16 protein-coding genes are annotated in these 15,547 nt (G+C 66.6%); 8 read left to right on the top strand and 8 right to left on the bottom strand.

Annotated features, from left to right (window positions below; translation table 11 throughout):
* Positions 1-2 precede the first annotated feature (2 nt).
* The 7 genes from QOJ24_RS27785 to QOJ24_RS27755 form a co-directional block, all read right to left on the bottom strand.
* Positions 3-674, bottom strand: a complete 672-nt coding sequence (locus QOJ24_RS27785; protein WP_526266957.1) for a sensor domain-containing protein — start codon at positions 672-674, stop codon at positions 3-5.
* Positions 675-680: 6 nt separating this feature from the next.
* Positions 681-1,109 carry an organic hydroperoxide resistance protein gene (locus QOJ24_RS27780; protein ID WP_526266914.1) on the bottom strand — a complete coding sequence of 143 codons (429 nt, stop codon included), beginning with the start codon at positions 1,107-1,109 and terminating at the stop codon, positions 681-683.
* 48 nt (positions 1,110-1,157) lie between these two features.
* Positions 1,158-2,606, bottom strand: a complete 1,449-nt coding sequence (locus QOJ24_RS27775) for a catalase (RefSeq protein WP_526266912.1) — start codon at positions 2,604-2,606, stop codon at positions 1,158-1,160.
* 83 nt (positions 2,607-2,689) lie between these two features.
* Positions 2,690-3,091: a hypothetical protein gene (locus tag QOJ24_RS27770; protein ID WP_526266910.1), complete on the bottom strand. Its 402-nt coding sequence runs from the start codon at positions 3,089-3,091 to the stop codon at positions 2,690-2,692.
* Positions 3,092-3,179: 88 nt separating this feature from the next.
* A complete protein-coding gene (locus QOJ24_RS27765) occupies positions 3,180-4,274 on the bottom strand; it encodes a DUF4185 domain-containing protein (protein WP_526266955.1) in 1,095 nt (364 codons plus the stop codon).
* 53 nt (positions 4,275-4,327) lie between these two features.
* Positions 4,328-5,374 carry an aspartate-semialdehyde dehydrogenase gene (locus QOJ24_RS27760; protein WP_526266908.1) on the bottom strand — a complete coding sequence of 349 codons (1,047 nt, stop codon included), beginning with the start codon at positions 5,372-5,374 and terminating at the stop codon, positions 4,328-4,330.
* A gap of 19 nt (positions 5,375-5,393) precedes the next feature.
* Positions 5,394-6,659 (bottom strand): aspartate kinase, encoded by a 1,266-nt coding sequence (locus tag QOJ24_RS27755; RefSeq protein WP_526266906.1) that lies wholly within the window; start codon positions 6,657-6,659, stop codon positions 5,394-5,396.
* An 86-nt stretch (positions 6,660-6,745) separates the two neighbouring features.
* On the opposite strand from QOJ24_RS27755, the gene QOJ24_RS27750 reads away from it, so the two are divergent.
* Entirely contained in the window at positions 6,746-7,348 is a 603-nt protein-coding gene (locus QOJ24_RS27750; RefSeq protein WP_526266904.1) for a nitroreductase family protein, read from the top strand.
* Between the two features lie 7 nt (positions 7,349-7,355).
* On the opposite strand, the gene QOJ24_RS27745 is transcribed toward QOJ24_RS27750, so the two are convergent.
* Entirely contained in the window at positions 7,356-7,814 is a 459-nt protein-coding gene (locus QOJ24_RS27745) for a hypothetical protein (protein ID WP_526266903.1), read from the bottom strand.
* A 161-nt stretch (positions 7,815-7,975) separates the two neighbouring features.
* Between QOJ24_RS27745 and QOJ24_RS27740 the strand changes: the two genes are divergently transcribed.
* The 7 genes from QOJ24_RS27740 to QOJ24_RS27710 all read left to right on the top strand — a co-directional run bounded on the left by QOJ24_RS27740 (position 7,976) and on the right by QOJ24_RS27710 (position 15,429).
* A complete protein-coding gene (locus QOJ24_RS27740; RefSeq protein ID WP_526266953.1) occupies positions 7,976-9,229 on the top strand; it encodes an ammonium transporter in 1,254 nt (417 codons plus the stop codon).
* Between the two features lie 108 nt (positions 9,230-9,337).
* Entirely contained in the window at positions 9,338-10,645 is a 1,308-nt protein-coding gene (gene glnT, locus QOJ24_RS27735) for a type III glutamate--ammonia ligase (RefSeq protein WP_526266901.1), read from the top strand.
* A 27-nt stretch (positions 10,646-10,672) separates the two neighbouring features.
* The gene (locus QOJ24_RS27730; RefSeq protein WP_526266900.1) at positions 10,673-11,569 is read left to right on the top strand and encodes a class II glutamine amidotransferase domain-containing protein; all 897 of its coding nucleotides are present in this window, start codon (positions 10,673-10,675) and stop codon (positions 11,567-11,569) included.
* Positions 11,557-12,243 carry a protein glxC gene (locus tag QOJ24_RS27725; protein WP_526266898.1) on the top strand — a complete coding sequence of 229 codons (687 nt, stop codon included), beginning with the start codon at positions 11,557-11,559 and terminating at the stop codon, positions 12,241-12,243. The genes QOJ24_RS27730 and QOJ24_RS27725 overlap by 13 nt, the downstream gene beginning before the upstream one ends.
* The gene (locus QOJ24_RS27720) at positions 12,243-13,574 is read left to right on the top strand and encodes an FMN-binding glutamate synthase family protein (protein WP_526266896.1); all 1,332 of its coding nucleotides are present in this window, start codon (positions 12,243-12,245) and stop codon (positions 13,572-13,574) included. The genes QOJ24_RS27725 and QOJ24_RS27720 overlap by 1 nt, the downstream gene beginning before the upstream one ends.
* The gene (locus QOJ24_RS27715; RefSeq protein WP_526266894.1) at positions 13,571-14,758 is read left to right on the top strand and encodes an NAD(P)/FAD-dependent oxidoreductase; all 1,188 of its coding nucleotides are present in this window, start codon (positions 13,571-13,573) and stop codon (positions 14,756-14,758) included. Before QOJ24_RS27720 ends, QOJ24_RS27715 begins: the two co-directional genes overlap by 4 nt.
* A 23-nt stretch (positions 14,759-14,781) precedes the next feature.
* Positions 14,782-15,429, top strand: coding sequence for a helix-turn-helix domain-containing protein (locus tag QOJ24_RS27710; RefSeq protein WP_526266893.1), 648 nt, complete (start codon positions 14,782-14,784; stop codon positions 15,427-15,429).
* The last annotated feature ends 118 nt before the right edge of the window (positions 15,430-15,547 follow it).

Raw genomic sequence — 15,547 nt, 5'->3', positions numbered from 1 at the left:
CGCTACTGCCCCAGTGTGTTCTGCATCGCGCCTGCCAGGACGTTCACAGCAGGTCCGCCGTTGCCCGGTTGGCACACTTTCGCCTGTAGCAGAACGTTCTCCCGCAGCCGTGTCGTGGTGAAGCAGCGCCGGTCGGTGTCCGCTTCCTGTTTGACCCAGTCGGAGTCGGTGGCCGATGCCGCTCCGGCGGTGAACGACCACACCTGTGTGCTGCCGTTGTCCAGATGCATCGGCGTGGTCTGGCCCGAGCAGCCGACGGTCCGGTCGACGACACGGTGGAAGGCCCGGTTTGCGGCGTCGTTGGTGGCGAACACACCGACGGCCTGCTTGACGAAGTGCGTCATATCGGTCGCCGACTCCTGCGCCGACGCCCCGTTGAACGACGCCAGGTCGGGATCGGCATACACATCGGGAAGGCCGATATCGGCCCAGTTGTTGCAGGCCGGGTTGTCGACCCAGAACGACTGGAACGGATCGGTGAACGTCGACTCGAACCGGATCGGAGCACCGACGATGTTGCCGACCGACCCCTTCGCCAGCACGGCGTAGTTCACCACGCCGGGATCGGATGGCCGGGCGCCGGCGGGCGCGGCGACCGCCAAACCGAGCGCCAGGCCGACGCCGAGCAGGGCGGCCAGGACTCTCCCCCGGCCGCGGCGCGGCCGCCGGGGCATCACGGGCTAGACCTTCGCCGACAGCTTGACGTCGATGTTGCCGTGGGTGGCCTTGGAATAGGGACACACGCCGTGCGCCTTCTCCATCAATTCCTCTGCGGCACTCTGCTCGAGCCCTGGCAGGTAGCCGATCAGGTGAGCGTTGATGCCGAAGCCGCCCTCGGAGTCCTTGCCGAAACCGACCTGGGCGGTGATTCCGGAGGCGTCGTCGATGTCGACCTTCTCGTTGCGTGCCACCAGGCGCAGTGCACCGAGGAAGCAGGCGGCGTAGCCGGCGGAGAACAACTCTTCGGGGTTGCTGCCCTCGCCGTTGCCGCCCATCTCCTTCGGCGGACGGGTATCCAGGTCGATCCTGCCGGTCGTCGACTTCACGTGGCCGTCGCGGCCACCCCCGGTTGCGGTTGACTCTGCGGTGAAAACGACTTCGATGCTCATGGGCTCGATCATGCCAGTCCGCCGCAAGACGGCAAGACGCCCGGTGACCTAGTCGCCGTTAGCGCGAACGCCTTCCTCCACCAACTTGGCGAGATCTGGATCGACATTGCGCCAGTACTCGAAAACCCGAGAGAGCACGGGTTCACGCACACCGTCGGAAACATGACCGATGATGTTGTGCGCCAACCGGTCCCGCGCGTCGTCGTCGAGCACCTCGCGCACCATCGTGCCCGCCTGGCCCCAGTCGTCGTCATCCTGGCGCAGAGCGTAGGCCGTGCGGACCATGTCGCCGTCGGATGCCCAATGCACCTCGGCGGCCCGCTTGGCGTCCACCTCGGGGCCGCCCATGGAATTCGGCGTGTACACCGGATCGGTGGCGTGGCGGATCCGCATCGCCCCGTCCTTGGAGTAGGCGTTCACCTCGACGTGCGGCTCGTTGACCGGGATCTGCTTGTAGTTCACCCCGAGCCGGGCGCGGTGCGCGTCGGAGTAGGAGAACCCGCGCGCCAGCAGCATCTTGTCCGGGGACAGGCCGGTGCCCGGCACGATGTTGTTCGGCTCGAACGCGGCCTGTTCGATCTGGGCGTGGTAGTCCTCGACGTTGCGGTTCAGCGTCATCTTGCCGACCTCATGCAGCGGGTAGTCGCCGTGCGGCCAGACCTTGGTCAGGTCGAACGGGTTGTACCGGTACGTCTTGGCGTCCTCGAACGGCATGATCTGCACGTGCAGCGTCCAGCTGGGGAAGTTGCCCTCTTCGATCGAGGTGAACAGGTCACGCTGGTGGTAGTCGCCGTCCTCACCCGCAAGTCGATCGGCGTCCTCCTGGGTCAGGAAGTCGACGCCCTGGTCGGTCTTGAAATGGTATTTCACCCAGAACAGTTCGCCGTCGGCGTTGAGCCAGCTGTAGGTGTGGCTGGAGTAGCCGTTCATCTGGCGCCATGTCTTGGGGATGCCGCGATCACCCATCAGCCAGGTCACCTGGTGCGCCGACTCAGGTGACAGCGTCCAGAAGTCCCACTGCATGTGGTGGTCGCGAAGGTTGTTGGCGGCCATCCGTTTCTGGCTCCGAATGAAGTTCTGGAACTTCATCGGGTCGCGGACGAAGAACACCGGGGTGTTGTTGCCGACCATGTCGAAGTTGCCTTCGCTGGTGTAGAACTTCAGCGCGAAGCCGCGCGGGTCCCGCCACGTGTCTGGGCTGCCGCGCTCGCCGGCGACCGTCGAGAACCTGGCCACCATCTCGGTCTTGGCCCCGGGCTGCAGGAAGGCGGCCCGGGTGTACCTACTGACGTCCTGGGTCACCTCGAATTGGCCGAACGCGCCGCCGCCCTTCGCGTGAGGCTGACGTTCCGGAATCCGCTCCCGGTTGAAGTTGGCCATCTGCTCGATGAGGTAGTGATCCTGCAACAGGATCGGGCCATCGGGCCCTACGGTCAGCGAGTGTTCCACGCTCGGCGCCGGTGCACCGGCGTCGGTCGTCGTGAACTTTTCGGCCATCAGGTGTCATCTCCTCGATGAAGTGGTGAAGCGGGCTGCGCTTCGTCGAGTGTCCCCCCTGACGGCCTGATACGAAACCTCCGTCAGGGGCGGGCAGGTGCGGACGTCGGTGGCGACGGGGGTTGCTCCTGCTGCGAGCCGGGTCCCCCTGGCCCACCCGGGCCGAAGGGTGGCCGCTCGAACCGAGGCGGCCCCATCGGGCCCATTTCGAACATCGGCGGCGGTCCGCCGCGGTGGGTCATGGCGAAGTCGCGACCGCCGCCGCCTTCGTGACCGCGGTGGCCACCGGAATGCGCACCGAGGATGAAGCCGCTGAAGAAGATGACCGCGACGACGAAGACGACGCCTGCGACGATGCCGACCCATGCGGCGACCGCGGTGAGCCTCGAGCGGCGCGGTTCGCGTTCGACGTAGGCGGATTGCGGCGGCGCGGTGGTTGCGACGGGTGCCGTCGCCGGTTCAGGTGTGGTTGATTGTTCGCTCATGGTTTCGAGCATGCAACCATTTGTGATGCGGCCGTTTTGATTTACATATGAATCAGCTGTGAATGAGGCGGCAAGCGCCTGCCCGCCCTCAGTCCGACCATGGCTTCAATGGATTCACCGCGAATTGGATGACGCGGTAGGGCGACTGGGCGCGCGGCAGGGTGTTCCACTGGCTGATGAAGACGCGCACCTCGTCCAGCGTGGATCCCGGCGAGATATAGCCGCCGTAAGGCTGAGCAAGCCGGTTGACTTCGGGCGGCGGCAACTCCTCTGCGGGAGTCGGCCATTCGCTCGCGAACACGACGGTGGTGACCGGCGCGGCGCCAAGGGCGGTGGGGTTGTCAGCGACCCGCACCTCCATGTTCCCGTTGCTGGCGTTGAAATACGACAGCACGGTCTTGCCGTCGATCTGGCGAATGCTCATCTCACCGACCCTGTCCGGCCACAGCGGAGTCGAGGGTTTGTTCCAGCCGGCCAACGACCAGCCCTGCCAGCTCGTTCGGTCGGTGAATGTCTCCCGCTTCGCGCGGTAGAGGACGACGGGTCCGGTGCGGTCGAAGTTGTTGGCCACGATGTATACCCAGCCGGTGGGCGAGTCCGCCGTCGGGATCGGGTCGTAGTAGCCGCTGATCTGGCTCTGCCTGCCGCCCTCGAATCCGGCGTCACGCCGCGAACCGGGTAGCGTCGGCCAATTTCCTTGCGCGGGGTCGGCTTTCACCAGTCGAGACGACTGCGGACGCAGATCCTTGGCGGTCGTCACCATCATGTAGTTCTCGCGGTTGATCTGCACGACGCCAGCAGGCAGCTGCGATTCCCCCGGTTGCGTTCGGTCCGCCAGCAGAGGTTTGTCGGTGCCGGTGACGCCGTCGTATCGCACCCCGCTGGGATCATCGATCGAGTCCGTTTCCACGTGCAGCGCGATCGGCGAGTACCAGCCGCCGAAGCCGACGCCCTGCCCAGCGAAGCTGTCTCCGCACACCTGCAGGATGCCGCTGGGGAACTCCATGAACTCGCACAAGTCGGTGGCGCCGATGCCGTAATCGCTTGTCGGCGTACCCGTTCCCGCGGTCGGCCCGATGCGCAGCACCTGACCCGACGCGAGCGGCGGCAGCACAGGCTCCGGGATCGGCGACGGCGGGTCGGCGTGCGCTACGGGTATGGCGAGCGCCGAAATCGACGTAATGGCGAGAACAACTCGAACTCTTCCGCCCAAACGTGAGTTTCGGCGAACGGGACTCACAACTCGGTAGCCAGCAGCTCGGCTATCTGAATTGTGTTCAGCGCAGCGCCTTTTCGCAGGTTATCGCCGGACACGAACAGTGCAAGGCCTCGACCCTCGGGCACACCTTCATCCCGGCGGATCCGACCGACGAGCGATTCGTCGACACCGGCCGCCGCCAGCGGCGTCGGCACATCCACCAGCTTCACGCCTGCGGCGCCGCCGAGGATCTCTCGCGCCCGTTCGGGGGACAGCGGCTCGGCGAACTCGGCGTTGATCGACAACGAGTGGCCGGTGTACACCGGTACCCGCACACAGGTGCCGCTCACCAACAGGTCAGGGATGCCGAGGATCTTGCGGCTCTCATTGCGCAGCTTCTGATCCTCGTCGGTCTCACCGGAGTCGTCGTCGACGAGCGATCCGGCCAGCGGGACGACGTTGAACGCGATCGGTGCGACGTACTTGGCCGGCGGCGGGAACTCCAGCGCGCCACCGTCGTGCACCAGCTTCTCGCTGTCGTCGACGACGGCGCGGGCCTGCTCGAAAAGTTCCTGGACGCCGGCCAATCCGCTGCCGGAGACCGCTTGGTACGTCGACGCGATCATGCGGACCAGCTGAGCCTCGTCGTGCAGCGGCTTCAACACCGGCATCGCGGCCATCGTGGTGCAGTTCGGGTTGGCGATGATGCCCTTCTTGAGGGATCGAGCGCGCTCGGCGACATCCCGGTCGAAGTTCACCTCGCTGACGACAAGCGGCACATCGGGGTCCTTGCGAAATGCCGACGAGTTGTCGATGACGATCGCGCCCGCGGCGGCGAACCGCGGTGCCTGCACACGCGACATCGTCGCGCCCGCGGAGAACAACGCGATGTCCAGACCGCTGGGGTCGGCGGTCTCGGCGTCCTCGACCTCGATCTGCTGCCCGCGGAATTCCAGCTTCTTGCCCTGCGAGCGGGCGGAGGCGAAGAACCGCACCGACGTCGCGGGGAAATCGCGCTCGTCGAGCAGTGTTCGCATCACCTGGCCGACCTGCCCGGTCGCGCCGACTACACCGATGTTGACCATGATCCGTCCCGTCTCCGGCCTAACGTCCCGTACCCGCGTACACCACGGCCTCCTCGTCGCCGCCGAGGTTGAACGCCTCGTGCAACGCCGAAACGGCCTTGTCCAGTTCGGTGTCCTTGACGAGCACCGAGATCCTGATCTCGGAGGTGGAGATCAGGTCGATGTTCACTCCGACCCCGGCCAGCGCCTCGCAGAATGTGGCGGTGACGCCGGGGTGGCTGCGCATGCCCGCACCGATCAACGACACCTTGCCGATGTGGTCGTCGTAGAGCACCCTGCTGAAGCCGATCTCGCCCTGCAGCGCGGTGAGCTTCTCCACCGCACCGGGCCCGCTGTCGCGTGAGCAGGTGAAGGTGATGTCGGTCTTGCCGTCCTCCACCTTGGAGATGTTCTGCAGCACCATGTCGATGTTCACGTCGGCGTCGGCGACGGCGCGGAAGACCTTCGCCGCGTAGCCGGGAACGTCGGGCACGCCGACCACGGTGACCTTGGCCTCGCTGCGGTCGTGCGCGACTCCGGTGAGGATGGCGTCTTCCATCGGGATGTCCTCCATCGATCCTTTGACTACCGTGCCGGGCTTGTCGGTGTAGGACGACCGAACGTGAATCGGAACGTCGTACCGGCGGGCGTATTCGACGCAGCGCAGCATGAGCACCTTCGCCCCGGCCGCCGCCATCTCGAGCATCTCCTCGAAGGACACGGTGTCCAGGTGCCGCGCGTTCGGAACGATGCGCGGGTCGGCGGTGAAGATGCCGTCCACGTCGGTGTAGATCTCGCAGACGTCCGCCTTGAGCGCGGCGGCCAGCGCGACTGCCGTGGTGTCCGAGCCGCCCCGGCCCAGCGTGGTGACGTCCTTGCTGTCCTGGCTGACGCCCTGGAAGCCGGCGACGAGCACGATCAGCCCCTCGTCCAGTGCCGAGCGCAGCCTGCCGGGGGTGACGTCGATGATCTTGGCGTTGCCGTGGGTTCCCGTGGTGATCACGCCCGCCTGCGACCCGGTGAAGGACCGGGCCTGCGCGCCGAGCGACTCGATGGCCATCGCGACCAGCGCATTCGAGATGCGCTCGCCAGCGGTGAGCAGCATGTCCATTTCACGCGCGGGCGGGGCCGGGCAGACCTGCCTGGCCAGGTCGAGCAGGTCATCGGTGGTGTCACCCATGGCCGAAACCACCACGACGACGTCGTTGCCCTGCTTTTTGGTCTCGACGATGCGCTCGGCGACGCGACGGATCCGTTCGGCGTCAGAAACCGATGATCCGCCGTACTTCTGCACGACGAGCGCCACTGTCAGACCTTTCGGGTTTCGGAAGAGATCCCACCAAGGATAAGGGGTTGGCGCACCTCATTTAGTCCGCCGGTAGCGTCACGGCTGTGGGCCACAACCCAGCCAAGAAGCCCGCCGACACCCGGGTGCCGATCCATCCCGTCATCGCCGCACGGTGGAGCCCGCGGATGTTCGACCCCGATGCGGTGCTGGACACCGAGGCGCTGGTCGCCGTCCTCGAGGCTGCGCGGTGGGCCGCGACATGGGGGCACCGGCAGCCCGTCCGGTTCATCGTCGGGTTGCGCGGCGACGACACCTTCGGCGAAATCACCGAGCTTCTGAAGCGCGGCAACCGATACTCGCATGCCGCGGGCGCACTGATCATGGTGTGTATCGACGAAGGCGAGGACGAGCGCATCGCCCGCTACGCGGCGGTCGACGCGGGCGCCGCGATCGCGCAGCTCACCATCGAGGCGGTGTCGCGCGGCCTTGTCGCTCACCCCATGGCCGGGTTCGACGCCGACGGAGCCTGCGAGCTGTTCCGGATTCCGGCGGGCGTGCGTCCCGTCGCAGTCGTTGCGGTGGGCTCGCTCGGCGACTACGACAACGCGCCGCCCGAGATTGTCGAGCGCGACGCGCAGGGCCGGAGCCGCCTGCCGCTCGAGGACGTCGCCTTCGGGGGCGACTGGGGTACGCCGCTTCGATTCTGACCGCCCCTCAGGTAGGGCAGGCGTCGGAGAGCTTGGCAAGCGTCTCGGTGATCTGGCTGTTGAGGGCCTCCATCTGATAGGCCTCCGCCGGCGCGGGCGCTCCGGGCGCTCGGGACTGCGACTGCTCGCGCAGGACACCGAACTTGCTGACGAACTCGCTGGACAGGCTGGCCAACTGGGTGGCATCCGTCGCGAGGTCGGGATCGTGCACACTCTGTGCGCGCTCGGCAAGGCCGTCCGCCCAGGCCTGATACGCGCCCTCCTCGGCCACGGTCGGGATCCCCTCGGAGTCACCGGACTTGGCCGCGATCTGCTCGCCTTGGGAACGGTTGAACTCCAGCATGTCTTTGACCGGACGGCAGTCCTCGGCCGACGGGCCGAACACACCGAACTGCGACAACGCAAACGCCACCACCGCGACGACCACGGCCATGATGGTGAACATCCACCGCCGACCGAGTTTCATCGCCGCAACTTTAACCGGCCTTGGATTTTTGCTCCTCGCGTGCGCAGCTGACTTTTAACACCTACGCAACAGTGTGAACCCGTCCACGTAACTAAAACATCGGTTACTGCCAGTGATCGGCCGACGGAAGGCCGCAAACACTGATGGAGATGTATATGGACGTGGATACAGGAACCACAGCATTCATGCTGTGTTGCATCATCGGCCTCACGCTGATGATCCCCGGGCTCGCGCTGTTCTACGGCGGCATGGTGTCCGTCAAGAGCTCGACCAACATGATGATGATGACGTTCGGCTCCGTCGCGATCGTCGGCGTGCTGTGGGTGCTGTTCGGATTCTCGATGACTTTCGGCACCTCCTACGGCGGATTCGTCGGCGACGTCTTCGAATTCGCAGGGATGAAGGATCTACTGGAGTCGAACACGACCATCAGCGGGTTGCCGATCACGCTGTTTGCGTTGTTCCAGGCACTGTTCGCGGCCATCACCGTCGCGCTGATCTCGGGTGCGGTCGCCGACCGGATGAAATTCGGCGCGTGGATGGTCTTCGCAGCCGTCTGGGCGGTCTTGGTGTATTTCCCTGTCGCACACTGGGTTTTCGCGTTCGACGGTGTCGTCACCGAGAATGCCGTCGGCGGCTGGATCGCCAACAAACTGCACGCCATCGACTTCGCGGGTGGCACCGCTGTGCACATCAACGCCGGCGCTGCCGCGCTTGCCGTCGCGATCGTGCTTGGCAAGTCCGCGGGCTGGGGCAAGCTTCGTAAGCCGCACAATGTGCCGCTGACACTGCTCGGCGCGGGTCTGCTGTGGGCCGGTTGGTACGCCTTCAACGGCGGCTCCGCGCTGGCCGCCGGTAACTCCGCCGCCATCGTCATGGTCACGACGTTCGTCGCCACCTGCGCAGCCACCCTGGCCTGGATTGCGGTCGAGAAGGTCAAGGACGGCCATGTCACCGGCGTCGGTGCGGCCTCGGGTGCCATCACCGGTCTGGTCGCGATCACACCCGCCTGCGGTGCGGTCACCCCCGTCGGAGCGATCATTCTGGGCGCGATCGCGGGCGCCGTCTGCATCTACGCCGTCGGACTCAAGGAACGGTTCGGCTACGACGACTCGCTCGACGTGGTCGGCGTCCACCTGGTCGGCGGCGTCGTCGGCACGATCCTGATCGGCTTCCTCGCCAGCAAGAGCATGCCGAACGCAGTGGACGGCCTGTTCTATGGCGGCGGTTTCGACCAGCTGTGGCGGCAGGCCGTCGCGGCGGGTGCCGTGATGGTCTACTCGTTCGTCGTCGCGGGCATCATCGCGTTCGCGATCAAGAAGACGATGGGCATTCGCATCTCGCCCGAGGAGGAAGAGGCGGGCATCGACGCCGCCTTCCACCGCGAAGCGTCGTACGAACTAGCGTCTGCCTGACCCAAGCCCCGGCCGGCGCGGCACCACTCGCCCGCGCCGGCCGGTTTGGTCGGCACGCTGTTTCCTATTGTGATACACCGATTCCTAACAAGAGACAAGGCGCTCACGATGTCCCCCGACCTCGCCGAACTGGCTGCGCAGTCAGGAACGAAGTTCATCCTCGCGTTGTTCGTCGACCTGCGAGGCAAGCCGTGCGCGAAGCTCGTACCTGTCGAGGCCGTCGATCTGCTCGCGACCGACGGTGTCGGCTTCGCGGGCTACGCGGTCGGTGCGATGGGCCAGGAGCCCAAAGACCCTGACCTGATGGCCATTCCGGACGTCAGGTCGTTCACACCGATTCCGTTCGTCAAGGACGGCCTCGCCATCGTGCACTGCGACCCGCACGTCGAGGGCCAGCCGTGGCCCTACGCACCGCGGGTGATCCTCAAGTCGCTCATCCAGCGGGCCGCCGACGCGGGCTTCGAGCCGTGGGTCGGCGCCGAGGTGGAGTACTTCCTGCTGCACCGCAACGCCGACGGCGGCCTCTCGGTCGCCGACACCGCCGACAACGCCGCCCAGCCGTGCTACGACGCCCGCGGCGTCACCCGGATGTACGACCACCTCACCTCGATCTCCGCTGCGATGAACCAGCTCGGCTGGTCCAACTACGCCAACGACCATGAGGACGGCAACGGCCAGTTCGAGCAGAACTTCGAGTACTCCGACGCCCTCACCACCGCGGATCGTGTTGTGACACTGCGCTATCTGTTGTCTGTGATCGCGGCCGAGCGCGGCATGGTCGCCACCTTCATGCCCAAACCGTTCGCCGACAAGACCGGCAGCGGACTGCATCTGCACATGTCGCTCACCTCGGCCGGCACACCGGTCTTTCCCGCAATTGACGACCAGCGCGGGCTCGGACTCTCCGAAACCGCCTACGCGTTTGTCGGCGGGATTCTCGACCACGCCTGCGCCCTGCAGGCAGTGGTGGCACCAACCGTCAACTCCTACAAAAGAACCGGTGCGACGAGCACGTCGTCCGGTGCATCCTGGGCGCCGAGGACGCCGACGTACGGCGGCAACGACCGAACCCACTACATCCGGGTGCCTGACTCCGCGCGCGTCGAGCTGCGCGGCGGAGACGGCTCGGCGAACCCGTACCTGGCCATCGCCGCGGCGCTGGGTGCGGGCATCGACGGCATCAAGCGCAGCGCGGACCCCGGCGCCGTCGGGCAACCCACGGCGGGACGGCCGCTGCCGCCCACCTTGCTGCACGCGGTCGAGGAGTTCGAGGCCGACCCGGTGATCACCGGCGTGCTCGACACCGCGGGCGAGGGGGTCGCGGCGTACTTCGCCAAGGTCAAGCGCGAGGAGTTCTTCGCCTACCACAGTGCCGTCTCGCCGTGGGAGATCGACAACTATCTGACCGCCTTCTGAGAACAGAAACTTCAAGGGAGCCAATCCATGTGCGGGATCGTCGGGTTGCATCTACGCAATCCTGAGCTGTACCCGAGGCTGGGGGAACTGCTCAGCGGGATGCTGTGCGAGATGGGCAATCGCGGCAGCGACTCGGCGGGAGTGGCCGTGTACGGCGACCCGATCTGGTCGCCTCCGGGTCGCGGCGGCGTCAGCGTGGTCGACGTGTCAGACGAGGCGCAGGCCGTCGTCTCCGCGGTGAGCGGGCGACTCGGCCACGACGTCGACGTGGTCACTGTCGACGACACGTACCTGCTGTCTGCCGACGTGGACTCGGCGGTGCTGCTCGACGCTGTCAAGGCGGCGTATCCGCGCGCCCTGATCGCCGGGTTCGGCACGGACATGGCCGTGCTCAAGGGTGTCGGCCACCCGCGCACATTGACCTCTGCGTGGAACCTCACCCGGGCGCAGGGCTGGCAGGGTGTCGGACATACCCGAATGGCCACCGAGTCCGCCGTCACGCCCGCGGGCTGCCACCCCTACACGGTGGGCCCCGAACAGTGCATGGTGCACAACGGTTCGTTCGCCAACCACGCCACCATCCGGCGCCAACTGCGTTCAGCGGGAATCGAGTTCGACAGCGAGAACGACACCGAGGTGGGCGCGCGGTTCATCGCCAAGCAACTGGCCGACGGCCGCGACGTCGAGTCCGCGCTCAAAGAACTCTGCGCGACGTTCGACGGCTTCTACACGCTGCTGGTGTCCAACCGGGACTCGTTCGCGGTGGTTCGCGATGCGATCGCCTGCAAGCCTGCCGTCATCGCCGAGACCGCCGACTGGGTCGCCGTTGGTAGTGAATACCGCGCGCTCGCAGGGCTTCCCGGTGTCGGGAAGGCGGCGATCTGGGAGCCCGAGCCGGAGGTGATCTACGCGTGGAACAGGTGAGGGCATTCGACCTGCGCGCCGTCCCGCTGCGCGATGTGAATTCAGCGCTGCACGCCCCCGACCTGTCCGGTGAGTTCGTCATCAGCCATCCCGACGGAGCCCACAGTGTCGCGGTCGGGATGGACGCGGCGGTGAAGGTCACCGTGGACGGCCACGTCGGCTACTACGCCGCCGGGATGAACCAACAGGCCGAGATCGTCATCAACGGAAACGCGGGGACCGGCGTCGCCGAGAACATGATGAGCGGCTCGGTCTGGGTGAAGGGCGATGCGTCGCAGTCGGCCGGCGCCAGCGCCCACGGCGGTGTGCTGGTTGTCGAAGGCAACGCCGCCGCGCGGTGCGGCATCTCGATGAAGGGTATCGATATCGTGATCGGCGGAAACGTCGGCCACATGAGCGCATTCATGGCCCAGGCCGGGCGGTTGGTGATCCGCGGCGACGCAGGCGAGGCGTTGGGTGACTCGATCTACGAGGCCCGCATCTACATCCGGGGCGAGGTGGCGTCGCTCGGCGCAGACTGCGTCGCCAAGGAGATGACCCGCGAACACCATCAAGAGCTCGAACACCTTCTGAAGGCGGCCGGTTTCGAAGGCGACGACACCAGCGCCTACACCCGGTACGGATCGGCGCGCTCGTTGTATCACTTCCACGTCGACAACGCCGAGAGCTACTGATGAGCCACACCACCGACGACCGAGCCCGCCTCGGGCTACGCGAGTCCGCCACCTTCGACCGCCAGACGATCGCCGCGATCCACCGAGCGGCCGAGACCGGCATCTACGACATTCGCGGATGGGGCGCCAAACGGGCTCTTCCGCACTTCGACGACCTGCTTTTCCTGGGCGCGTCGATGTCGCGCTACCCGTTGGAGGGCTACCGGGAACGCTGCGACACCGATGTCATCCTGGGCAGTCGGCACGCCAAACACCCTCTGCACCTAGACATTCCCGTGACCATCGCCGGAATGTCGTTCGGGGCGCTGTCCGGGCCGGCCAAGGAGGCGCTCGGCAGAGGCGCCAGCGAGGTCGGCACGTCGACCACCACCGGCGACGGAGGGATGACGCCGGAGGAGCGCGGGCAGAGCAAATACCTGGTCTACCAATACCTTCCGTCGCGCTACGGGATGAACCCAGACGACCTGCGGAAGGCCGATGCGATCGAGGTAGTGCTGGGCCAGGGCGCCAAACCGGGCGGCGGCGGCATGCTTCTCGGCCAGAAGATCTCGCCACGCGTCGCGGGGATGCGCACGCTGCCCGAAGGCATCGACCAGCGATCGGCGTGCAGGCACCCGGACTGGACCGGGCCCGATGACCTGACCATCAAGATCAACGAGCTCCGCGAGATCACCGACTGGGAGAAGCCGATCTACGTCAAGGTGGGCGCGACCCGCACCTACTACGACGTGAAACTCGCCGTCCATGCAGGCGCGGACGTCGTCGTCGTCGACGGCATGCAGGGCGGGACGGCCGCCACCCAGGAGGTGTTCATCGAACACGTCGGGATTCCGACGCTGGCCGCCGTGCCCGAGGCCGTGCGGGCGCTGCAGGAACTCGATGTGCACAGGGATGTGCAGTTGATCGTGTCCGGCGGCATCCGCACAGGAGCGGATGTCGCCAAGGCGATCGCGCTCGGCGCCGACGCCGTCGCGATCGGCACCGCCGCCTTGATCGCGTTGGGCGACAACCATCCTCGCCACGAATCCGAGTACCGGAAGCTGGGCAGCGCCGCGGGCTTCTTCGACGACTTCCAGGACGGCACCGACCCGGCGGGGATCAGCACGCAGGACCCCGAGCTGGCGGCGCGGTTCGACCCCCTCGAAGGTGGCCGCAGGCTCGCCAACTATCTACGGGTACTGACGATGGAGGCACAGACCATCGCGCGTGCCTGCGGCAAAGCGCATGTGCTGCACCTCGAACCGGAGGATCTCGTCGCGGTGACCATCGAAGCGGCAGCCATGGCGCGCGTCCCGTTGGCGGGGACGGACTGGATTCCGGGGCGCACATGAGCGAGACGGCCGACGTGGTGATCGTCGGCGGTGGCATCGAGGGCGCGGCCGCCGCATGGGCACTGAGCCAACGAGGCATCACCGATGTGATTGTCGCCGAACGCAATACGGTCGCATCGGGCATGACGGGCAAGTCAAGCGGTATCGTGCGCTGCCACTACGGGGTGAGCTCGTTGGCCGCGATGGCGACCGTCGGCCTCGAGGTGTTCGAGAAGGCCGACGAAATCTTCGGCAGCGACATCGGGTTCCGGCAGACCGGCTACGTGGTCGGCGTCGGCGAGCGTAACGTCGAGTCGATGCGCAAAAGCCTGGCCGCGCAGCGGTCGGTCGGCGTGCAGACCGAGGAGATCGACCGCTCCGATGTCGCGCAGATGTGGCCGTTCGCAGACCTTTCGCCGTTCGCGGCGTTCGGCTGGGAGTCGCGCGGCGGATACGGCGACGCGTATATGACCGCGCAGGCCCTCGCGGCCTCGGCGCGCACGGCGGGAGTCCGTATCCGCCAGGGAACCACGGTGACGGGCCTGGTGGTCGACGGTGAGGCCGTCACGGGCATCCGCCTTGCGGACGGCACCACGGTGTCGGCGGGCGCCGTCGTGATCGCCACCGGTGTGTGGACGAAGCCGTTTCTCGAGCCGTACGGCGTGGACGTACCCATCCGCGTCGTGCGCGAGCAGATCGTCACCATCGACCCCGGCGTCCAGACGGGCGACGTGCCGGTGTTCTCTGACCTGGTGTCGCTGCAGTACGTCCGCCCCGAGGTCGGCGGCGACATCCTGTTCGGCAACAGCGACCTCTCCGACGTCGAGGAGGCCGACCCGGACGACTACCTCAACCGCGCGACCGAGGCTTTCGTCGACCTCACCGTGGACAAGGTGGGCACCAGGTTCCCTGGCTTCGGCGGCGCCGCGATCCGCACCAGCTATGCGGGCTGCTACGACGTCACGCCCGACTGGAATCCGGTCATCGGTGCCGGTCCGCTCGACCGCCTCTTCATCGCCGCCGGCTTCAGTGGGCACGGCTTCAAGATCGCCCCTGCGGTCGGAAGGCTGGTCGCCGACCTCGTCATCGACGGCCGCAGCGCCGACTCCCGTATCCCCGAGGCCGACTTCCGGCTGTCCCGCTTCGCCGAGAACGACCTGCTGAAGACGCCGTATCCGTACGTCGGCGCCGGACAGATGCGCTAGACAGGGAATGGGAGAGGAGCCTTGTGAGCGACGTTCCGCTGTTGCGCAACAAGTCCGGCACCGCCCGCGACCGCGATCCGGACGCGCCGGTCGAGGACCTCGAGTTCGAGGCCGCGATCGGGCGCAACGTCCGCCAGTTGCGGCTCCAGCACGGCCTCACCGTCGCCGAAATGGCTGCGCGGGTAGGAATTTCGAAGGCCATGATGAGCAAGATCGAGAACGCCCAGACGTCGTGCAGCCTGTCGACGCTTGCGTTGCTCGCCAAGGGCTTCGACGTGCCCGTCACCAGTTTGTTCCGCGGCGCAGACGTGGAACGGCCCGCCGCGTTCGTCAGGGCGGGCACCGGTGCGCGCATCGTGCGCAACGGCACCAAGGAGGGCCACGAGTACGAACTCCTTGGCTCGCTGCGCGGGGAGCACAAGCGCCTGGAGTGCCTGCACGTCACGCTGTCGGCGAAGAGCAAGACCTATCCACTTTTCCAGCATCCGGGCACCGAGTTCATCTTCATGCTCGAGGGTGTCATGGACTACAGCCACAGCCGGACGGTGTACCGGTTGGAGGCGGGCGACTCGCTACAGATCGACGGCGAGGGCGCCCACGGCCCTGTCGACCTGGTCGAGTTGCCGATCCGCTTCCTTTCGGTCATCGCCTTTCCCGACAGCCAGGTCTAGAACCTGGGGTTTTGGTCGGGCAGCCCGGTGGGTTACAGTGATCGACGTGCAGCGGGTGCTCCTTCTCGGCAGCCGCGACGGGGTCTGACCAAGACCGGCTTCCCGTCGCGGGTAGTCG

The sequence above is a fragment of the Mycobacterium sp. genome (assembly GCF_032159775.1).
In the GTDB taxonomy this organism is placed as follows: domain Bacteria; phylum Actinomycetota; class Actinomycetes; order Mycobacteriales; family Mycobacteriaceae; genus Mycobacterium.
The sequence above is the reverse complement of the archived record's forward strand: the minus strand, read 5'-3'. Positions and strand labels throughout refer to the sequence as shown.